This is a genomic window from Cutibacterium nasicola (assembly GCF_051303185.1).
Classification (GTDB): Bacteria; Actinomycetota; Actinomycetes; order Propionibacteriales; family Propionibacteriaceae; genus Cutibacterium.
This window is the reverse complement of the sequence record NZ_JBPPGE010000005.1, coordinates 69,358-88,414: the sequence shown is the minus strand read 5'-3', so window position 1 is coordinate 88,414 and position 19,057 is coordinate 69,358. Positions and strand designations below refer to the sequence as shown.

Sequence of the window (19,057 nt, the reverse complement as noted above, 5' to 3'; positions counted from 1 at the left end):
CATACTGCACGCTAGGTCGCTCCCCTTAGATTTCCCACCGTTCAGGGGCCGACACCGCATAATCCACGCCGATCGCGGCGAAGTGCTTCATCGCGGCCTTGATCTTCGCGTTCTCGTTCGGGCGGCGCTTCGCCGGGTCCTGGCTCGACTTCGTTTCCCTCACCAGGTACAGGTGCTCGGTGCCGTCCTCAACCTTGATGATCGCCCAGTCCGGGTTGTAATCACCCACCGGTGTAGGCACTCGGAACTTGTCGGGCAGTTTCATGAACAACTTGATGTCCTCACGCCCATCCAGGTATTGGGCGAACTGTCGCTCCACTGCCGAGTCGAGCACGAGGTAGTCGAAGTCCGTCTTCTCTTTGTTCGTGACCTTGTACAGCTGGTCGATGAAACGATCCTTCTCCTCCAGCCCATCGGCCTGGAGTTCGCGCAGCTCGTAGATGGAGCCGCCGATCGGCTCATACTGGATCCCATCGATGAGGGTGTGGGCGAGCTCGGTCTCGATGCGCTCGGTGACCATCTTGATGAAAGCATTCGGGTTCGTGAGGAAATCTCCGATACGGCCGGAGCCGATCAGGATCTCGATGATCGTCTTCCTGGTCAGTGAGGTCGCCTCCTGCAGCTGGCTGATGATGTCCGGCAGTGGGTAGGAGCCCGTGAGCACGGTGGACCGGGAGCCCAGTTCCGTGCCCTTCGGGCCGCCACGCGTGATCTCAAGCCCCGTGCGGGTGACCTGGATACGGATCGGATCGATCTGCGGCGCCTGCTGAATACTCGCCACACTTCGGCTGATGAGGTCCGCTCGGTTGAGGGCGACCCGGTAGGTGGTGCGCGCGGTGATTGCTTCCCAGAACTCTTCGAACTCGGGGGTGGCGTAGACCTGCTTGTTGAGGGTGCGGGGCTGGCGCTTGCGCTTCTGCTTGATAATCGTTTCGATCTTGCAGCCATCGACGATCCGGATGACGTCTTCCTCGTAAACCGCGAACTCTTCAGGAAGGTTTACGGTGAAGCCCAGCTGGTCTGGCACCCACGTGCCCATCACCTCACCTGCGGCGTTGATGTAACCCTGGCTGTGGAGCGACTCCCAGATCTCGCCAGAGCGCTTCGTCCCCAACCGCATCTCCTTACCAGTGACCTCATCAACAACAGGCAACGCAGCGAACTCGGTCCGACGCACGTATCCGATCGCCACACCAGCCTGCTTGTACTCATCTTGCAGCGCGGACGCGAATGCCTTGTAGGACTCGTTCGCCACGACAGTGAGTTGTGCGGTGCCCGCATCCTTGATCCGCTCACCATCCTGGTTCACGGGCAGGCGCAGGCCGCGTCCGATAGTCTGGCGGCGCTCGGTCTCGGTCGACATGTCGCGCAGCGTGCAGATCTGGAACACGTTCGGGTTATCCCACCCCTTACGTAAAGCGGAGTGGGAGAAGATGAACCGTACCGGCTCATCCATACTGAGCAAGCGAGACTTGTCCTTCATGATCAGCTCGTAAGCGTCATCATCGGCCTTCGTCTTACCTGTCGTGTCCTTGAACGTGAGCTGGGCGTTCTTACCCTTCCCGGCCTTCATCTGCGCGAAGTACCCCGAGCGCACCTCCACCGGATCCTCGGGCAGGAACGCGTGCGAGGCCGGGTTCTTCGCTCGCTCCTCGACATAGATCGCGTCGAAGGCCTCGGCGAACGGGCCGCGTGCATCGAGGTTGTTGATGCCCTCTCCGAGGTAGGAGGCGACCTTGTCGATGAAGAATAGCGACAGCACTTTGATACCGTGCTCGTGAACCTGGGTCTCCTTGCGGATGTGCTCACGGATGGTTTCGCGGATCATCTCCCGGAACACAGCGTCCTGGTTATCGCCAATCGCCTCACCCACCCGCAGATATCCGTGGTTGGTGAGCTCGATTTGCTCGGGTTGGATGCTGATCTCGTTGATCCGCCAATTCCCCTCATACGCCGGATTACCACCAGAAAGTCGCTCCAGATCGGCACCCTGGGTGGCGGAGACCTTCCGTTTGGCATACGAGCCATCTTTCTTACGGCAGATCAACTCCAGGCTTGCTTTGAACGACGGGTCGCGCTTGACCTCCAGCAACTTCACATACGGCTTCGCCGCGCTGCCCATCTCCAGGGCGTCGGAGACGACGATCTTCTTCACCAACTCCAGCCGGTGCGCATCCAGCGGATCGAGCCGGTACACCACGTTGCGAGTGGTCCGGTGGGTTGCCGAGTAGCGCAGTGTGCACAGCGGGTTTAGGTCGGCGACGGCGGACTGGGAGAGCTGGGACTCCATGTTTTGCGGCTCGTCCATGATGACGATCGGACGTGTCGCCTGCAAGAAGTCCAGAGGCCGCAGTCCTGAGAGCTTGTCGCGCATCTGGTGGATGATGCGGGTGTTTTTGTCGCCTTTGATCGAGTCGATCGTCATCACCAGGAACTGCAGCGACGTGGCCGTGGCAAAATCCCGTACGTCCTCAGCTCGGTCACCGGAGTAAACGCTGTAATCCATGTTGATTTGCGGGTACAAGTGGCGGAAGTGCTCGCGCATCAACTCGATGCTCGTCTTCACGCCCTCACGGATCGCGACCGACGGCACCAAAATGATGTACTTGTGGAACTTGTACTTCGACGCCAACTCGAACGCGGTACGCAGGTACACGTAGGTCTTGCCGGTGCCGGTTTCCATCTCGATGTCGAACTGCGAACCATCAACCAGGCCCTTGTTGATCTCCAGGCCGTTGCGGTCCTGCACCCGGCGCAGATTCTCCACGATCGTGTCCTCGTCTAGGACGAGGTTGTTGCCATATGCGCCGATCTCTTCGAAGATGTCGAAAGCTTCCTGGTTGCCAAAGTCCGGCAGGTCCAGGGACTGCTGGGGCGGAAGATGTTGCAAGCTCGTCAAGAGCTGGTCGGCATCGGCAGGCTGCCCATCGAACAGATCCGTGACAGCCTCGATGGCGCTGGTCTGGTAGGGCTGCCGGGGATCAAACTGAAAACGCATCACTCAGTCCTCGCCTTACGCCGTCCACAGATCAACATTGCGGGTGCGGCACTCCTGCACCAGATTCGTCTTCAGCTCATCATTGCCCTGGAACGCATCCTCGAGGGTCACGAGCCGCTCGGGCTCTTTCGCGACCAGTGCACGTAGCTGATCCAGAGTCGGCTGCGTGTGCTCATCGAGATAGGCCATCACGAGGCCATCGGCGACACTGAACACAGTGAGACCCTCAACGTCCACAGTTTCGATCTTCTCTGTCAGCGAGAATCCCAGCTTCAACAACACCTCAGTCAGCAGCGCCTCGGGGCGGGCATGATCAGCAGCCGAATCAGCAAGATCTGCGAACAAACCAACCAGGTCATCTTCGGAGAGACCTGAGTCTGCCTTCCACTTCGTGAAATTCGTGTCCACGAGCTTGTAGGCACGGAAACCAATATCCAGCGTGTCTGTGCGGCCGTCAAGCTTTGAACCTTCTTCCTCAAGGATCTTCTTGCCCGCTAGACGGATACGCTCACGAGAAATCCGAGAAATTGTTTCGTATCCTGCTCTGTGAGCGTCGGATTGTGCGTCAGTTAGTTCTGGGAGCTGAACTAAAATACAAGAGCGGTGGTCACCTGTTTCGGCATTTGACGCAAACACGGCGTGCGCTGTGGTCGCGGATCCAGCAAAAAAGTCCAAAACTGTGTCGCCAGACTTCACCCCGGACGCTTCAAGGAGAACCTGGATCAGTTTTACAGGCTTAGGGTGATCAAAGTAAGTCTTAGGTATGCCGACACTTTCTAGATCATTTGCGCCGGTTGTTGTTGTTAGGCCAGTAATTGTGTCCTTCAGGATCGTCTGATCGATGGAGCGCACTTTGGTGTAGACACGCCACTTGCCATCACCAGCCTCGCGAAAGTAGAGCTCACTACCTTCCTCAGCAATCTTTTCGCGACTCCAGCGAAAAGCATGGTAGTTATGAGTTCCGTTATTGTTCTTCTTTGGTGGTATTTTCACGAATCCCGGGTATAGGTGAACCTCGCTTCTGTCTGCAGTTCTCACTTCTCCGCTGTTGGGGTCGTAGTAGATGTCAAATACTAGATTGGGGCGAGTCTCTTCATTGAATTTTGAATTTGAATTGTAAAGCTCGTTCTTGACAATAAAGGGGCCGAGCTCGTCGGAATTGAGCTCATAGTCGAATCCTTTGTATGTTTCCGGCATCAATGGCTTTACTAAGTTAATTCGCACATCAAACTCGGGGGCAAATCGTCGATCTCTCGCATAGCAGAGTATGTACTCTTTCGTGATTGCGGCACCATTGGCTGAAATCTGTCGACCCTTAGGGTTGCTTACCCAAGCAAACGTATTCACATAGTTGCTTTCGCCAAATACTTGATCGCAAAGTGTCCTTAGCGCGGTTTGCTCATTATCGTCAATGCTGATGAAGATCACGCCGTCATTCTTCAAGAGATTTCGCGCAAGTTTGAGGCGTGGGTACATCATGTTTAGCCAGTTGGAGTGGAAGCGTCCGGCGGATTCGGAGTTGGTGGAGAGCTTGCCGCTTTCGTCGATTTGGCCGGTGAGTTCGAGGTAGTTGCCGATGGAGTCGGCGTAGTCGTCGGCGTAGACGAAGTCGTTGCCGGTGTTGTACGGCGGGTCGATGTAGATCATCTTGATCTGCCCGTAGTAGTGCTTTTGGAGGATCTTGAGCACTTCGAGGTTGTCACCCTCGATGAAGGCGTTCTGGGTGGTGTCCCAGTTGACTGAGTTCTCCTTGTCTGGCATCAAGGTTGCGGTGGTGGGCGTTTGGGCGGCGCGAATTGCATCGCGCTTGCCCGGCTATGTCAGACCGAATCGCTCCCGACCTTCCTCGACATCTATGTCGAGAATCGTCTTGAGAGTGTCGAGATTAATCTTTCCATCGGCTACAACCTCAGGAAAGAGTTCAGCGAGCTGGGATGCGGCTTCCGTGGTGAAGTCAGGGGTAGTACTTGAGACTTCGTTAAGTTCTTCGGTCATTGCTTGCTCCATGGGTTCGTGAAAGTCGGGGTGCCTGCGGCGGTACTGCCGCTGAATGCTGTCTGATTGGTCGGCTCCGGTGCCGGGCTGCGTGGGCGCATTCCCATTGCCCGTTTCTCCAGGTAGAGACCGGCGGATGTCAGTCCTCTACTCATCGCGCTCGCCTTTCTCGTCGTGGCTGGCTGGGGCGATCGAGGCGATTTGTTCGAGGTTGCAGTTCAGTTCGGTACAGATCCTGGCAAGAACCTCTGTAGTGACATTGCCGTCTTTGCCCATCTTGGCGATGGTGGCTGCGGACAGGCCGGTGGCGAGTCGGAGGTCTTCTTTGGTCATGTCGCGGTCGATGAGGAGTTTCCACAGTGGTTTGAAGGTGATCTTCATTGCTCCAGGTATCCTTCGCTGGCCTGCGGGCTGTCAGAGTCGGTTTCGGTGTTCCAGGTGAAGCCGTAGAGGGCCGCGGCGCCTTCGCCGAGATGGATGACTTGGGCTGGGGCGACGCGTTCTTCGGCCTTGGTGCCGTAAGCCTTGGTGGCGTCGAAGGAGAAGAACACTTGCTTCGGCTCGCCCGCTCTGCTGGTGAGGTTTGCGGTGTTGGTGTAGACGGCAAGGAGTTCCGCGACGGGAGCGAATGCAATCAGTTTGATGATGGCTGAGTCGTGGATGAGGAACGGCAACGGTGTGGAGCGCAAGACGGCGATGTCGAGAGCAACGAGGTGATTGAATTTCGCACCGGAGCCGGTGTCGCCGTTGTGGTCGAAGGTGTAGGAGACGCCTTTGGTGACGGCTTTGAAGGTGAAGATCGGGGCCGTCCGTGGTTCGCTTGGATACAAGGCGTCCATCACGTCTCGCATCTCGGCGTTGATCTGCGTGGTGAGTTCACCGAGCGTAGCGGGGATGCTTTCCTCGATCTCCTTCTTGAGGGCTTTGCGTTCTTCTTTGAGCTTCTGGTTGTGGTCGAAGGTGCGGATCTGCTCGTCAAGCTGGGTGATCTTCGTGTGCAGTTCGAGGGAGCGTTGGTAGGTTTCATCATCGAGTTGCACGGATTCGCCGAGCGAGACGATCCTTGCTTGCTGTGCCCGGATTTCCCGCTTCAGGGCCTCGACCTGCGTGGTGTAGAGGCGGCGTTGTTCGGTGAGCTGTTCTTCGAGAATGCCGGTGAGAGCATGGTGGTAGTACTCGACGGTTTCCAGGTGCTCGCGGTTTGCATGGGGGAAGTAGGTGTAGAACTCTTCGAGATCATCGGTGGTGATGCGAGTGCGACCAGCGAGGGTGGCTTCCACGATCGCCAGCTTCCCTGTCAGCTGGTCGAGTTGCTCAGTCAAGGGCCGCAGCTGGGCGCGGAGGAGCTGTTGTTCTTGGCGGGCCTTGCGGTCGGCATCGAACAGGTCAAGATCGGCCTGTCGATGGACACGCGTTGCCTCAGCCTTCGCTTCAGCGAGCTCACGCTCTGCCTGGTCGCGGTCGGTCTTTTTGGTGAGTTTGATGTAGTTGGAGTACTGGCCCTTCGCCATCGCATCGAGCGCATCGACCTCGCGGCGCACTCTTGCGTATCGGTCCTGGATTTCCTCTATTTCCGCATACGCACCAAACAACCGTAGTAGCGCTGCCGCGCCGCTGGTGTCGCTCTCTCGTGGGGCTGCGGCGAGGGGCTTGTCGAGCATCGCAATCCCGGATTCATCGACGCGGGAGAATCGGCCCACCAGGTCGCGCCACGTGGTGCCCGCCTCGTCGAGTCCGTAGGAGGTGAGCAGGAAACCCATGTACTTATCGATCGACATCTCGTCGCCGGGGATAGTCCAGCCGGGGTCTTGGTAGGTGGCGACGAATCCGGGACGTGAGGTGTCGCGGGAGAAGTGGTGGTTAGTGCCGTGGATGCGCAGCGTGAAATAGATGATGTGGTGTCGTACCGCCGTGGCCATCGTGACCGCATCCGAGCTCAAGAAATCGCGGCCACCGTAGACGAAGTCGATGATTTGCAGAACGGTGGACTTGCCGATCGAGTTTTGCGCCCCGTCTGCGCCTTCGATGATGTTCAGCCCGGCATGGAACTCAATCACCGGCCGTTTCTCACCGTGGTGTTTGAAGGCTGGGGACCAGAGTCTAGTGAGCACGAGCGATCACCCCTTGGTCGGTATCGAGGCTGAGGGTGCCGAGCGTGAGCAGCAGTGTGAGGGCGTCGATCATGTCCTCGGTCGCCATCTGCCCCTCGAGGCGGTCGTGAAGTTCGGCGACGCTCATGGGCGCAGTATCGAGGCTGCGCATGATGGTGACGAAATCGGCGAGGACGGTTTCGTTGAAGCGGTAGAGCTTGTTCGGGAGTCGGATCATGCGCTCACCGTCACTTGCCTTGGTGTGAACAGGTCGCAGATCTGGATCATGAACGCCACGACAACCCCGCACGCGTACCGGTCAACCTCGGTGTGCTCGTGGATCCATGCGGTTAGGCGCTGCCAGATGTCGTACTGGCTCATGCCGCTGTCGTCCAAGACGTCCCACGCCGATTGAATCTGACGGCGCATCTTCGAAAACTTGAAGTCCCCTTGAGCTTCGAGGGCCTTGGCGGTGTTGCGGACGACTGGCTCGTAAGTGGCCATCGCATCGAAACACAGGCGTAGCAGTGCCATGTCGTCGATCTTCTGTTGCAACGTCATCACGCTGTAATCCGTGTCGCGGACCGCCTCTTCGAAAGGCAATTGGTTGATGACAGCGAGCAACTGGCTGATCTTGCGGTCCAGCCCGAGCGGAGCAAGACCCTCGTCGACGCTTTCTGCTGCGGTGAGTGCTCGGTTGTGGGCGCGTAGCTCGGCAATCTCGGCGTCAGTGTGGGCGAGGTTGAAACGTTCCGCACACGGCTTGCACATGACAGCGAAGTGATCCGCGCTAAAAGGCTCGGTGGCGTCGTCGAGAAAGACGATGTCGTAGGAGACCTGTGAGGAATCGTGAGACCGGGTCCGAAGCGGCGTGCCGCAAGTGGCGCAGCCACGTGAGCGCGTCAGAAGTAAGTCACGGTTCTTGGTGAGCGCAGCGTGGATTTTACCCCGCTTGAGCACCGTGGCGGTCTTGTCGGAGAGCCCGGCTTTGTCGTGGAGGGTGCCGACGAGCAGCTTTGCGACGTCGTAGGCGAAGTGTTTCAAATCTACGTGTTCGTCGTGGGCGGCGATGTTCTGGGCGATGAGTTCCTGGGTAGCCAGATCCAACTCGTAAAGGCGCTCGATGAAGGCGTTGATGTCGAGGCGAGCGCAGATCGCATTGGCAAGCTTTTTGGAGAATGCCGAATCGCGGGATGTCATCGACTCGAGAACCGAATCTGACGGCAGTGTCGATGGGTCTCGGTGGGTGTCCCATTCGTCTTCGGTGACGGTGGTGAACATCGAGATCAGTTCACGCATATACGGGGCACGCGAAAGCCCTCCGGGCACAGCAGGCTCGAGGCATTTAGCCAGTTCAAAGAACTTCATCGCCCTCCTTGCCAAAAAGCCTCACGGTTCCTCACAGATTCGCCTCACGCTTTCTCACGGCCTGGTAGACCCCGATTTCTAGGGTTTTAACCAGATACCACGGCCAGCCGCGGTCACCGCGAACGTGAAGACGTTCTTCACATCGTACCGTGAGCCGCCGACAAATTGCGGCTCAACACGAGCGTGCAAGCCGTGCGACTGGCCAGGTGTCTTGATCGGGAAGCGTACGGCCTGGTCGTCAACCGAAAACAAGTTCATACGGAGACTCGCTAAGCGCTTGGCGGATACCTGCGACCACCCCCTGGCAACCGGGGTTGGTCGCGGGGTCCGCCTTTCTGCGCTTAGCCACTCGTCTTCGAACTTGACGCGCACACGCGGGTCTCCCTTCACGGAAGGGATTCCCCCTCAATGGCTACCGAGCCGAAAACTATCAAGATCCAGCTCAGGTTCGAGCGAACAGAAGGAGTTAGTGAACGCTATCCCACTAGCAGCGCGACGTATTTCATTACTGCTGACAAGGCCGAGATCATGGTGGAGCGTGATCTCGAACTGCGCCGCCAGGAAGCGGCAGATCCAGGACAGGTAGAGCGTCGCAGCATTCATGAGATCTGTGACGAGCTGAGTAAGCACGACTACAACAACGCCAAGCAGCACCTTCGTAACACCACCTATCGGTCCGTATCTGCAAGGGACGACGATGATGAGCTGTCCGTCGTTGACGTTGCCGTGTCTCATGAGGGCGAGGACCCTGCGGATTCCTGGGCGACTGCAGAGATGGTGCGTGAGGCCTTGGCGAGCCTCGACCCGAAGGATCGCCTGGTGGTGTTTGGCATTCATATGCACGGCTATACCCAATCCCAGATCGCTCGCGTATTGGGCATATCTCAACCAGCGGTGGCGAAGAGGCTGAAGAAGACCGAAGCACGCCTGCGCGAGCTTCTGTCCTAGATCGGTTATAAATCCGCACTGCCCGAAGCCCTTCCTATGCAAGGCCACCCCAGCCAGTTCCGGTTCCGGGTCTTGCATAGGAAGGGAGGTCCGCTGATGCGGCACCAATTGAATCTCGACCTGGCGACCCGTGAAAAGGTCGTGGGTCTGCGCCGGGTCCCCCTGCGTGAACGACTTGCCCGACTCATTCTCGGTGAGGCTAAGGATTTCACTGTGGTCGTCCCCGGCGACAGCGTCGGCCAGGTCACCATCACTCAGCACGGTGATGACGGCGACCTCATTGCGCTGGCTCGCGCCGTTGGTGTTACCCGGAGCGGTGGTGATGCCGCGTGAACGTCACCGAAGCGAACCGCTACATCCCGGCGCTGAACCGGATCGCACAGGTGCTGGCCAAGCTGCCGGACCTGAAGGCCTGGGCTGCCGACGTGGAAGCGCACGCGCTGTCGCTGGCGGTGAACCAGGGCAAGACCTGGCCCGGGTTCAAGCTCGTCGAAGGCCGCTCGATCCGCAAATACGCCGACGAGTCCGCTGTCGCCCAGGCGGCCGAGGCAGCCGGTGTCGGTGTGTGGGATCGCAAGCTCAAGACCATCACCGCGCTGGAGAAGCAGCTGGGCAAGAAGCGCTTCACCACTCTTCTCGGGGACCTCGTGGTTAAACCCGCCGGGAAGCCCACGCTCGTGCCCGAATCCGACAAGAGGCCCGCACTGGAGATCCAGTCAGCGGCCAACGAATTCACTGCCATCAAGTAACGAACAAGAAAGAAGGTAAGACAAGATGTCTGCAACGAATCCGACCCGTGTGGTCACCGGCGAAGTCCGCCTGTCCTACGCCAACATCTTCGAGGCGAAGTCCATCCAGGGCGGTAAGCCCAAGTACTCCGTGTCCCTGATCATCCCGAAGTCTGACACCGAGACCCTGGCCAAGATCGAACGCGCCATCGACGCGGCGATCGATGCCGGGGCGGCGAAGTTCGGTGGCAAGCGACCGAACAAGGCCGCCTTGAAGCTCCCGCTGCGCGACGGTGACATCGAGCGCGACGACGAGGCCTATGCGAACGCGATGTTCGTCAACGCCAACTCGACCACCCCGCCGCAGGTCGTGGGTACTGACCTGCAGCCCATCCTGGACGCCAGCGAAGTCTACTCGGGCTGCTACGCACGGGTGAGCATCAGCTTTTACGCGTTCAACACGAACGGCAACCGGGGTATCGCCTGCGGGCTGGGCAACATCCAGAAGCTGCGTGATGGCGAACCGCTTGGCGGCAACCGCATCAGCGCCGAGGCCGACTTCGGAGGCTTCGCAGCAGCCTCGGACGACTTCCTCAGCTAGAAGAGCGGAGAAGCATCATGAACGAGTGTTATTCAGCGGCGCTGTCCGCAAACACCACCACAGTCGTGGCACTGCTCGTTGGCGCTGTCCTCGGTCTCATTGTCATCAAGGTCACCTCTGCGATTGCCGAACGGCGGGCGATCCGCCAGGATCGCAAACGCATCGACAAGCTCATGACTGACACCGAGGCCGAGCTCAAGAAGTACCGCGCTGACCACGACCGCTAACTCCTCACCCGTGCTGGGAGGAACCACGCCCACTTCTCTGGGGTGTGGTCTCCTCCCAGCACTCATTGTTTTCTAGGAGCTGTTGCGCATGCGTGAACTCTTCATTGACATCGAGACCTTCTCGCCGGTGAACCTGGCGAAATCCGGTGTGTACCCCTATGCCGAGCACGACGACTTCGATCTCCTCTTGTTCGGCTACTCGATCGACGGCGGCCCGGTCGAGGTCGTCGATCTCGCCAACGGACAGCAACTCCCCGATAAGGTGCTGGCCGCACTGGTCGACCCGCGCGTAGTGAAGTGGGCGTTCAACGCCGCGTTCGAGCGCATCTGCCTCTCAAGCTGGCTCCTCCGACACCATCCAGAGCTCATGGCGGGGCGCAGGTTTCTGGACCCTGCGCAGTGGCGCTGCACCATGGTCTGGTCCGCCTACCTGGGCCTGCCGATGAGCCTGGAGCAGGTCGCGACCGTCCTTGACTTGCCGGTACGAAAAGACAGTGCGGGCAAGAAACTGATCACCCGTTTTTGCACCCCGGCCAAACCGAGCGTGTTCAACCAGGGCGGGATGCGTAACCCGCCTGCATCCGACCCGGACGGGTGGGAGCAGTTCATCTCCTACAACCGGCGCGACGTCGAGGTGGAGCTTGCGATCTATGACCGGCTGGCCGACTTCCCGCTCCCAGCGTCTGAGTGGGACACCTACGCCTTGGACCAGCGCGTCAACGACACCGGCATCCGGCTCGACCGGGTGCTCGTGGACAACGCGGTCCAGTGCGACCGGCAGCACCGCGCCACCACGCTGGCCCGGGCTCAAGAGGTCACCGGGCTGGAGAATCCGAACTCGCCAATCCAGCTGAAAGAGTGGCTCGCCGCTCATGGTGCGCCCTTGCAGTCATTGACGAAAGACGAAGTCGCTGCCGCGCTCGACAGCGCCACTGGTGAGGTGCGTGAAGTCCTCCAGCTGCGCGGTGAGCTCGCGAAGTCGTCGGTGAAGAAGTACGAGGCGATGCAACACGTCGCAGGTCGTGACGGGCGCGGACGCGGGTTCCTCCAGTTCTACGGGGCTGGACGAACCGGGCGTTTCGCTGGCCGCCTCGTCCAAGTCCAGAACCTGCCCCGCAACTACCTACCAGACCTCAGTGAGGCCAGAAGCCTCGTGCGGACCGGAGACTTTGATGCGGTCGAGCTGCTCTACGACTCCGTGCCCGACACCCTCAGCCAGCTGATCCGCACTGCGTTTATTCCCGCCGACGGGCACCGGTTCGTGGTGGCCGACTTCTCCGCAATTGAGGCGCGGGTCATCGCCTGGCTTGCAGGCGAGACCACCACGCTGCAGGCCTTCCGAGACGGGAAGGATTTGTACTGCGAGACCGCAAGCCGCATGTTCGGAGTCCCCGTCGACAAGCACGGAGCCAACGCCGAGCTGCGCCAGAAAGGCAAGATCGCCGTGCTCGCCTGCGGCTATCAAGGCGGCGTCGGAGCCCTGAAAGCCATGGGGGCGCTGCGGATGGGGCTGGCTGAATCCGAGCTCCAGCCGCTGGTCGATGCGTGGCGGGCAGCCAACCCCAGCGTGGTGCAGCTGTGGGCCGACATCAACGCCGCCGCCATCGAGGCCATCTTTACCCGCCAGCCGACCAGCGTTGGGGCACTGACCTTCACCGTGGAATCCGGGATCATGTTCATCCGCCTGCCCTCCGGACGCCGCCTGGCTTACGTGAAACCCAAGCTGGGTGAGAACAGGTTCGGTGGCACTGCCATCACCCACGAGGGCATCACGACGGGTCGCAAGTGGGGCCAGCTGGAAACCTACGGTGGGAAACTCACCGAGAACATCGTCCAAGCCGTCGCCCGAGACTTGCTCACGTTCGGCATGCACCAGGTCGATCGCGCTGGGCATCGGATCGTCATGCACGTTCATGACGAGATCGTCGTGGAGACCGCAACGGCCACCGTGGACGAGATCTGCGAGCTGATGGCTGCCGTGCCTGACTGGGCAGCAGGGTTGCCGCTAGCGGCAGACGGGTACGCGTGCGATTTCTATCAAAAGGACTGAGCCAGATACTTGAGCACCAGCTCGTAGAGCTCCTGGGCCTGTGGGCGCGGGTCACAGCGCAGCTGGTAGCTCCACTCGAACACCATCTCCTCGTCCATCAATCCCAGCACCTGCATCACGGTCGCTTTGTCCATGGCGGCGAGTCTGCCCGGCGGGTAGGTGGGTTGTCGGCTGGGTAAACCCGGTGCGACTTTTCGAGGGTCGGTTATCAAATGGGTCTCCTCGAAGCCCTCCTACTAGGAAGCCATACCTCTCTGCGTATTCATCGACGGCTTCCTAGAAAGGAGCCAGACATGGCTACGAGAGATCTTCAGGTATTCACCAATGATGCCTTTGGAACGATCCGAACTGTCGAGCATGAGGACAAGGTGTATTTCTGCGGCCGTGATGTGGTCACGGCGCTTGGATACACCAATACCAGCAAGGCGATTCAGGATCATTGCCGTGGGGTTCCGTTTCGTTACCCCATCGTCGATGCGCTCGGGCGCGCTCAAGAAGCCCGGTTCATCACCGAAGGTGACCTGTACCGGCTCATCTTCTCCTCGAAGCTCCCCGCAGCCCAGGACTTCGAAGCCTGGGTTGTCGATGAGGTCCTGCCGACGATCCGCCGCCACGGCGTCTACGCCCTCGACGAGCTCTTGGACAACGACGAGTTCCTCGAGCGTGCCATCATCCAGCTTCGCTCCGAGCGGGCCAAGCGACTGGCAGCCGAGCAGGCCCTGCTCGAGGCCGCCCCGAAGGTCTCCTACTACGACCTTGTGCTCCAGTCGGACTCGCTGCTGACCATCACGGAGATCGCCAAGGACTACGGGCTGTCGGCGAAGAAGCTGAACTTGCTGCTGCACGACGCCGGGGTGCAGTTCAGGCAGTCCGGCCGCTGGTTCCTCTACGCCCGGTTCGCCGAGCAGGGCTACACGCAGTCCAAGACCCACGAGTACGACGAGGGCAAGACCCGCACGCACATGTACTGGACCCAGAAGGGTCGCTTGTTCGTCTACGACCTTTTGAAGAACCAGTTCGGCCTGCTGCCGGTCATCGAGCAGAACGACGGCGTGGCATGACGACGACTGCTGTCAACATCGACCTGGGCTTCTCGCCCCACAACACGGAGGGCTACCCAGACCCCACCGCGTTCACAGCGCTGAAGAATCTCCAGCGCGCCGAGTACGGCTACCGGCCCCTGGTCTACATCTGCTCCCCGTACTCCGGAGAGATCGAGAACAACGTCGAGCTGGCTCGCGCGTTGTGTGCTCACGCGGTGTCCCGGCACAAGATCCCGCTCGCACCGCACCTGTTGTTTCCGCAGTTCATGGACGACACCGACGCGAGCGACCGTGAGCTGGCGATGTTCTTCAACCGAATTCTTTTGAGCAAGTGCGAGGCGATCTGGGTCTACACGGCCCGCGTCTCGGCAGGGATGCGCGCCGAGATCGAATGGGCCCACCACCTCGAGCTGCCGATCACCTATCTCGACGCTGACTTTCAGGAGGTCACCCTATGAAGGCGATGACGATGTTCACCGCGCAGGTGGCGGGCCAGCAAAGCAACGCCCACTACCCACACCTGCACACCGTGACCACTGCAGCCGACCTCGAAGCAGTCGCCAGGCTGGATCATGTGGTTGCCGAATACGTAGGTGGCAGGCGCTCGGCTGGCAGTTTCGTGACCTCGAACTGCCTGGTCATGGACGTCGACAACTCCCATACCGACGAGCCCGCTGAATGGATCACGCCGGAGTCCCTAGCTGAGCGAGTGGCGGGTGCGGCGTTGATGACCGCCACCTCCCGCAACCACCAGAGAGCGAAAGGTGCCCAGTCGGCACGACCCCGCTTCCACGTCTACTTCCCGATAAACCCCGTGGCTGATGCTGAGGCCTATGCGGGGCTGAAAAAGCAGCTTGCTGCCAGGTTTGAGTTTTTCGACCCGAACGCGATCGACGCAGGCCGCTTCATCTACGGCCACAATGCTCCGAGTATCACCGTGGTCGAGGGTGAACACACCATCGACGCCTGGCTTGCCGACGCGGCCGATGAGGACGTGTTCGCCCAGTGGGATGACGCCACCCAGTCCATCGAAGAAGGCTCCCGGAATGCGACCTTGTCGAGGTTTGCTGGCAGGCTGCTGATTCGCCTCGGCACGACCGATGAGGCACGCGACTTGTTCGACCGCAAGGCCGCCCGCTGCAACCCGCCACTGCCCGAGGCGGAGGTGGAGCCGATCTGGCGGTCGGCCACCCGGTTCGCCAAGACGGTCGAGAACCAGCCCGGGTATGTGCCACCAGAGGATTTCGAGGCGAGCCTGGATTCGGTACGCCCCGCCGATTACAGCGACGTCGGCCAAGCCCACGCCCTGTCCAAGGCGTACCCGGACTCGCTGCGTTACTCGGAGGCCACCGACTGGCTCGTCTATTACGACGGTGTCTGGTACGAATCCGCTCCCGCTGCCCAAGCTGTTGCCCAGGAGCTTACCGAGCGCCAACTGGCCGAGGCTCACGAGCTGCTCGAAGACGCCAAGGGCCAGCTCGCCGCCACGGGAGCTGCCATGTTGTTGGCGTCGATGTCGAAGGCGAAAGCCCAGGCCATGTTCAACGCTGCCCAACAGGAGGCCTTCGCCGCCTTTGAGGACGCCAAAACCTATGCGGCCTACGCGCTCAAACGCCGAGAATCACGCGGGATCACCAACTGCCTGAAAGAAGCCCGACCCATGCTGCTGACCACCCCTGAGCAGCTCGATGCCGACCCGTATCTGCTCAACACCCCATCAGGCACTTACGATCTGCGCCACGGAGCCGCATCGCGCCGCGACCATGACCCGGCAGATCTGGTGACCAAGCAGACCACCCTCGACCCGGGCACCGACGGAGCGCACCTGTGGCAAGAAGCCCTCGAGGTGTTCTTCCAAGGCGATGCCGAGCTCATCGCCTACGTGCAACGCATCGTCGGCCTAGCTGCGATCGGGCAAGTGTTCGTCGAAGCCCTCGTCATCGCCTACGGCGACGGACGTAACGGCAAATCCACCTTCTGGAACACCATCGCCAGAGTACTCGGAACCTACGCGGGCAACATGAGCGCTGATGTGCTGACGATCGGTGGGATGCGCAACGTCAAACCCGAACTCGCTGAAGCCAAAGGCAAACGCCTCATCATTTCCGCCGAGTCGGAGGAGGGCGTGCGCATGTCAACCTCCGTGGTCAAACAGCTGGCGTCAACTGACCAGATTTATGCGGAGAAGAAATACAAGGCACCCTTCGCCTTCACCCCCTCCCACACGTTGATTCTCTACACGAACCACCTGCCACGTGTAGGGGCGATGGACGCGGGGATTTGGCGGCGGCTGATCGTCATCCCCTTCGAAGCCAAAATCGAAGGAACTAGCGACATCAAAAACTATGCCGACCACCTCTACCGGCATGCTGGCGGAGCAATCCTCGCGTGGATCATGGACGGAGCCCGGCTCATCCACGCCGAAAACTACCACTTGACCCCTCCGGCACGGGTGGTGGCGGCATCGGCAGCGTACCGCGAGGAGAACAACTGGTTCGCCCAGTTCCTCGACGCCCACTGCGACATCGACGAGGGCCTGTCGGAGCGGGCGGGTGAGTTGTATCAGGCGTATCGGGCGTGGGCGATGTCCACATCCGGGTGGGCTCGCCCCATGGTCGACTTCAACGCCACCGTCGAACGCCACGGCTTCATCCGCAAAAAGTCCATGCACGGCATGTACGTCCATGGACTGGCGTTGAAAAGCGAATTCGACAACTGACGAATGGCTCTTATGACGACCTATGACGACCCATATGTAAGTTTCCTATAGGCAAGAAAAATAAGGCCTATAGAAAAGTCCATATCGCATCGTCATAGGTCGTCATGGAGCCTCCCAGAGAGGACCACCCATGAACGAACACCACATCGAACAAGCCCTGAAACACAGCGTTGAGGCGGCTGGCGGAATCTGCTGGAAACTCGTCAGCCCCGGCACCAACGGTGTCCCAGACCGCATCTGCATCATGCGCGGACGCATCGTCTTCGTCGAACTCAAAGCACCCGGACGCCAACCCCGCCCCATCCAACACCGCCGCATGAAGCAACTGACTGATCACGGCATGAGCGTGCTCGTCATCGATTCGACCGACGGCATTCGGGAGGTGCTCGATGCTCTATCAGCCGCATAACTACCAAGCCCAGGCCACCGCCTTCATCGAGACCCACCCGCAAGCCGCCGTGTTCCTCGGCCTCGGTATGGGCAAGACCGTCATCACCCTGACCGCAGTCTGGAACCTCCTGCTGGACTCGTTCTTGATTCGCCGGGTGTTGATCATCGCCCCACTACGCGTCGCCCGAGACACCTGGCCCACGGAGGCCCAGAAGCGGGATCACCTCGCAGGGCTGACGATCGCTATCGCAGTCGGCACCAAGACCGACCGGCTGGACGCGCTCGCCAGGAACGCGATGGTGACGGTCATCAACCGGGAGAACGTGCCTTGGCTGGTCAAACAGCTCGGGTCAACGTGGCCGTTCGACATGGTCGTCATCGACGAGCTGAGCTCCTTCAAGAACCATCGGGCACAGCGCTTCAAAGCCTTCACCACCGTCCGCCCACGGATCGCGCGGATCGTGGGCCTGACCGGCACGCCCGCGAGCAACGGTTTGATGGATTTGTGGGCCGAGTTCCGGCTCCTCGACGAAGGCCAGCGCCTCGGCAGGTTCATCTCCCACTACCGCAACCGCTGGTTTATTCCGGATAAGCGCAACGGCATGCAGATCTTCACCTACAAACCCAGGGTGGGTGCCGAGGACGAGATTTATGCCGCGATCGGCGACATTACGTTGTCAATGCGCACCACCGACCACCTGACCTTGCCTGAACTCACCGTCACCACCACAGCCGTCACGCTGTATGACAGGGAACGCGAAGCGTATGAGCGGTTGCGGGACGAGATGGTGCTCGACCTCGACGGGCAGATCGTCGACGCAGCGAACGCCGCCGCGCTCTCCGGCAAGCTCTTGCAGCTCGCTTCGGGGGCGATCTACGACGAGAACGGCAACGTGATCGAGGTGCACGACCGCAAGCTCGACGCGCTCGAAGACCTCGTGGAGGCGGCCAACGGCCAGCCCCTGCTCGTGGCCTACTGGTTCAAACATGACCTGCAGCGGATCACCGAACGGTTCCCGCAGGCCCGCGAGCTGAAAACCAGCGCCGACATCAAGGCATGGAACGGCCGGGAGATTCCGCTGGCGCTGATCCACCCGGCCTCAGCCGGACACGGGCTCAACCTCCAGCAAGGCGGCAACCTCCTGGTTTGGTTCTCTCTGACCTGGTCCTTGGAGCTCTACCAGCAAACCAACGCGAGGCTCTACCGGCAGGGCCAGGACCAGCCGGTGACGATCACCCACCTGGCCACCACCGGCACTCTCGATGAAGCCGTCCTCAAAGCACTCGATTCCAAGAACACGACGCAGGCCGCGCTGATTGAAGCGGTCAAAACCCAACTAACAACCACGAAGGAGAACTCATGATGCATGTGATGACGAAATACCTCGATACCCGCAAAGCAGCAATCTGCGCGCTAGAAGACTATCCATTAATGGAGCAAGCAGCCGCCCAGGACACTAGCGCTGAGGCCGACCAGCTGAGGGCTGACCTCGCCAGCCCCGCGAGCGCGAGGATCACGGGTGTTCCGCACGCGAAAGATCCTCATGCAGGTGAACACCGCATCGCAGCCACCCTCGACAAAATCAACCTGCTCGCTGCCCGCAAAAAGGAAGCACGCGAGTACCTGGACTGGTTCCTACCCGCCTGGGCGATACTCAGTGAGGACGACAGGTTCGTGCTAGAGAACTTCTTCTTGGGTGAAGGCAGTCAAGACGAGCGAGTGGCAATGATCGGCGACCACTTCTATATTCAGCGCGACAGCGTCTACCGGCGAAAGAACCGGGCCCTGGATCGCCTCGCCACCGCGTTGTATGGTAGGCGTTACGTAAGGAAATATGTTGCAAAAAGATCCCTCCGCAACCAAGTTTCCCGTAAAGTTAGGATTATCTAAGGAGGAAGT

Annotated in this window: 20 protein-coding genes; 12 read left to right on the top strand and 8 right to left on the bottom strand. The window is 60.0% G+C overall.

Going from position 1 to position 19,057, the window contains the following annotated elements:
• Positions 1-25 precede the first annotated feature (25 nt).
• From ACSJJT_RS09395 to ACSJJT_RS09365, 7 genes are all read right to left on the bottom strand, one after another.
• Complete coding sequence (locus ACSJJT_RS09395; protein WP_435918047.1) at positions 26-2,998, bottom strand: restriction endonuclease; 2,973 nt, start codon at positions 2,996-2,998, stop codon at positions 26-28.
• A gap of 15 nt (positions 2,999-3,013) precedes the next feature.
• Positions 3,014-4,759, bottom strand: coding sequence for a site-specific DNA-methyltransferase (locus ACSJJT_RS09390; RefSeq protein ID WP_435918046.1), 1,746 nt, complete (start codon positions 4,757-4,759; stop codon positions 3,014-3,016).
• A gap of 54 nt (positions 4,760-4,813) precedes the next feature.
• The gene (locus ACSJJT_RS09385; RefSeq protein WP_435918045.1) at positions 4,814-4,993 is read right to left on the bottom strand and encodes a hypothetical protein; all 180 of its coding nucleotides are present in this window, start codon (positions 4,991-4,993) and stop codon (positions 4,814-4,816) included.
• Between the two features lie 147 nt (positions 4,994-5,140).
• A complete protein-coding gene (locus ACSJJT_RS09380) occupies positions 5,141-5,374 on the bottom strand; it encodes a helix-turn-helix domain-containing protein (protein ID WP_435918044.1) in 234 nt (77 codons plus the stop codon).
• Entirely contained in the window at positions 5,371-7,050 is a 1,680-nt protein-coding gene (locus tag ACSJJT_RS09375; protein WP_435918043.1) for a DUF2326 domain-containing protein, read from the bottom strand. The genes ACSJJT_RS09380 and ACSJJT_RS09375 overlap by 4 nt, the downstream gene beginning before the upstream one ends.
• 43 nt (positions 7,051-7,093) lie before the next feature.
• Entirely contained in the window at positions 7,094-7,321 is a 228-nt protein-coding gene (locus tag ACSJJT_RS09370) for an ABC-three component system middle component 7 (RefSeq protein ID WP_003853191.1), read from the bottom strand.
• The gene (locus ACSJJT_RS09365; protein WP_435918042.1) at positions 7,318-8,451 is read right to left on the bottom strand and encodes an ABC-three component system protein; all 1,134 of its coding nucleotides are present in this window, start codon (positions 8,449-8,451) and stop codon (positions 7,318-7,320) included. The genes ACSJJT_RS09370 and ACSJJT_RS09365 overlap by 4 nt, the downstream gene beginning before the upstream one ends.
• A 408-nt stretch (positions 8,452-8,859) precedes the next feature.
• On the opposite strand from ACSJJT_RS09365, the gene ACSJJT_RS09360 reads away from it, so the two are divergent.
• The 6 genes from ACSJJT_RS09360 to ACSJJT_RS09335 all read left to right on the top strand — a co-directional run bounded on the left by ACSJJT_RS09360 (position 8,860) and on the right by ACSJJT_RS09335 (position 13,005).
• Positions 8,860-9,399 (top strand): sigma-70 family RNA polymerase sigma factor, encoded by a 540-nt coding sequence (locus ACSJJT_RS09360; RefSeq protein ID WP_435918041.1) that lies wholly within the window; start codon positions 8,860-8,862, stop codon positions 9,397-9,399.
• A 96-nt stretch (positions 9,400-9,495) separates the two neighbouring features.
• Entirely contained in the window at positions 9,496-9,732 is a 237-nt protein-coding gene (locus ACSJJT_RS09355; protein ID WP_435918040.1) for a hypothetical protein, read from the top strand.
• Complete coding sequence (locus ACSJJT_RS09350) at positions 9,729-10,148, top strand: DUF2800 domain-containing protein (RefSeq protein ID WP_435918039.1); 420 nt, start codon at positions 9,729-9,731, stop codon at positions 10,146-10,148. The genes ACSJJT_RS09355 and ACSJJT_RS09350 overlap by 4 nt, the downstream gene beginning before the upstream one ends.
• Before the next feature lie 25 nt (positions 10,149-10,173).
• A complete protein-coding gene (locus tag ACSJJT_RS09345) occupies positions 10,174-10,728 on the top strand; it encodes a DUF2815 family protein (RefSeq protein WP_435918038.1) in 555 nt (184 codons plus the stop codon).
• Between the two features lie 17 nt (positions 10,729-10,745).
• Positions 10,746-10,955 carry a hypothetical protein gene (locus ACSJJT_RS09340; protein ID WP_435918037.1) on the top strand — a complete coding sequence of 70 codons (210 nt, stop codon included), beginning with the start codon at positions 10,746-10,748 and terminating at the stop codon, positions 10,953-10,955.
• Positions 10,956-11,043: 88 nt separating this feature from the next.
• Entirely contained in the window at positions 11,044-13,005 is a 1,962-nt protein-coding gene (locus tag ACSJJT_RS09335) for a DNA polymerase (protein ID WP_435918036.1), read from the top strand.
• Here ACSJJT_RS09335 and ACSJJT_RS09330 read toward each other — a convergent pair.
• Entirely contained in the window at positions 12,993-13,139 is a 147-nt protein-coding gene (locus ACSJJT_RS09330; RefSeq protein ID WP_435918035.1) for a hypothetical protein, read from the bottom strand. The two genes, ACSJJT_RS09335 and ACSJJT_RS09330, sit on opposite strands and share 13 nt — an antisense overlap.
• 159 nt (positions 13,140-13,298) lie before the next feature.
• Here ACSJJT_RS09330 and ACSJJT_RS09325 point away from each other — a divergent pair, with 159 nt between their 5' ends.
• The 6 genes from ACSJJT_RS09325 (at position 13,299) to ACSJJT_RS09300 (ending at position 19,048) form a co-directional block, all read left to right on the top strand.
• On the top strand, positions 13,299-14,066 hold the full coding sequence (locus ACSJJT_RS09325; RefSeq protein WP_435918034.1) for a phage antirepressor: 768 nt from the start codon (positions 13,299-13,301) through the stop codon (positions 14,064-14,066).
• Entirely contained in the window at positions 14,063-14,506 is a 444-nt protein-coding gene (locus ACSJJT_RS09320) for a DUF7768 domain-containing protein (protein ID WP_435918033.1), read from the top strand. Before ACSJJT_RS09325 ends, ACSJJT_RS09320 begins: the two co-directional genes overlap by 4 nt.
• Positions 14,503-16,767, top strand: coding sequence for a phage/plasmid primase, P4 family (locus ACSJJT_RS09315; protein WP_435918032.1), 2,265 nt, complete (start codon positions 14,503-14,505; stop codon positions 16,765-16,767). The genes ACSJJT_RS09320 and ACSJJT_RS09315 overlap by 4 nt, the downstream gene beginning before the upstream one ends.
• 130 nt (positions 16,768-16,897) lie before the next feature.
• On the top strand, positions 16,898-17,176 hold the full coding sequence (locus ACSJJT_RS09310; protein WP_435918031.1) for a VRR-NUC domain-containing protein: 279 nt from the start codon (positions 16,898-16,900) through the stop codon (positions 17,174-17,176).
• Positions 17,157-18,521 carry an SNF2-related protein gene (locus tag ACSJJT_RS09305; RefSeq protein WP_435918030.1) on the top strand — a complete coding sequence of 455 codons (1,365 nt, stop codon included), beginning with the start codon at positions 17,157-17,159 and terminating at the stop codon, positions 18,519-18,521. The genes ACSJJT_RS09310 and ACSJJT_RS09305 overlap by 20 nt, the downstream gene beginning before the upstream one ends.
• Complete coding sequence (locus ACSJJT_RS09300) at positions 18,518-19,048, top strand: hypothetical protein (RefSeq protein WP_435918029.1); 531 nt, start codon at positions 18,518-18,520, stop codon at positions 19,046-19,048. The genes ACSJJT_RS09305 and ACSJJT_RS09300 overlap by 4 nt, the downstream gene beginning before the upstream one ends.
• Positions 19,049-19,057 lie beyond the last annotated feature (9 nt).

Excerpts from the sequence above, each read along its gene's own strand:
- ACSJJT_RS09395 (WP_435918047.1), bottom strand. The coding sequence starts at position 2,998 with ATGCGTTTTCAGTTTGATCCCCGGCAGCCCTACCAGACCAGCGCCATC.
- ACSJJT_RS09390 (WP_435918046.1), bottom strand. The coding sequence starts at position 4,759 with ATGCCAGACAAGGAGAACTCAGTCAACTGGGACACCACCCAGAACGCC.
- ACSJJT_RS09385 (WP_435918045.1), bottom strand. The coding sequence starts at position 4,993 with ATGACCGAAGAACTTAACGAAGTCTCAAGTACTACCCCTGACTTCACC.
- ACSJJT_RS09380 (WP_435918044.1), bottom strand. The coding sequence starts at position 5,374 with ATGAAGATCACCTTCAAACCACTGTGGAAACTCCTCATCGACCGCGAC.
- ACSJJT_RS09370 (WP_003853191.1), bottom strand. The coding sequence starts at position 7,321 with ATGATCCGACTCCCGAACAAGCTCTACCGCTTCAACGAAACCGTCCTC.
- ACSJJT_RS09365 (WP_435918042.1), bottom strand. The coding sequence starts at position 8,451 with ATGAAGTTCTTTGAACTGGCTAAATGCCTCGAGCCTGCTGTGCCCGGA.
- ACSJJT_RS09360 (WP_435918041.1), top strand. The coding sequence starts at position 8,860 with ATGGCTACCGAGCCGAAAACTATCAAGATCCAGCTCAGGTTCGAGCGA.
- ACSJJT_RS09355 (WP_435918040.1), top strand. The coding sequence starts at position 9,496 with ATGCGGCACCAATTGAATCTCGACCTGGCGACCCGTGAAAAGGTCGTG.
- ACSJJT_RS09345 (WP_435918038.1), top strand. The coding sequence starts at position 10,174 with ATGTCTGCAACGAATCCGACCCGTGTGGTCACCGGCGAAGTCCGCCTG.
- ACSJJT_RS09340 (WP_435918037.1), top strand. The coding sequence starts at position 10,746 with ATGAACGAGTGTTATTCAGCGGCGCTGTCCGCAAACACCACCACAGTC.
- ACSJJT_RS09335 (WP_435918036.1), top strand. The coding sequence starts at position 11,044 with ATGCGTGAACTCTTCATTGACATCGAGACCTTCTCGCCGGTGAACCTG.
- ACSJJT_RS09330 (WP_435918035.1), bottom strand. The coding sequence starts at position 13,139 with ATGGACAAAGCGACCGTGATGCAGGTGCTGGGATTGATGGACGAGGAG.
- ACSJJT_RS09325 (WP_435918034.1), top strand. The coding sequence starts at position 13,299 with ATGGCTACGAGAGATCTTCAGGTATTCACCAATGATGCCTTTGGAACG.
- ACSJJT_RS09320 (WP_435918033.1), top strand. The coding sequence starts at position 14,063 with ATGACGACGACTGCTGTCAACATCGACCTGGGCTTCTCGCCCCACAAC.
- ACSJJT_RS09315 (WP_435918032.1), top strand. The coding sequence starts at position 14,503 with ATGAAGGCGATGACGATGTTCACCGCGCAGGTGGCGGGCCAGCAAAGC.
- ACSJJT_RS09310 (WP_435918031.1), top strand. The coding sequence starts at position 16,898 with ATGAACGAACACCACATCGAACAAGCCCTGAAACACAGCGTTGAGGCG.
- ACSJJT_RS09305 (WP_435918030.1), top strand. The coding sequence starts at position 17,157 with ATGCTCTATCAGCCGCATAACTACCAAGCCCAGGCCACCGCCTTCATC.
- ACSJJT_RS09300 (WP_435918029.1), top strand. The coding sequence starts at position 18,518 with ATGATGCATGTGATGACGAAATACCTCGATACCCGCAAAGCAGCAATC.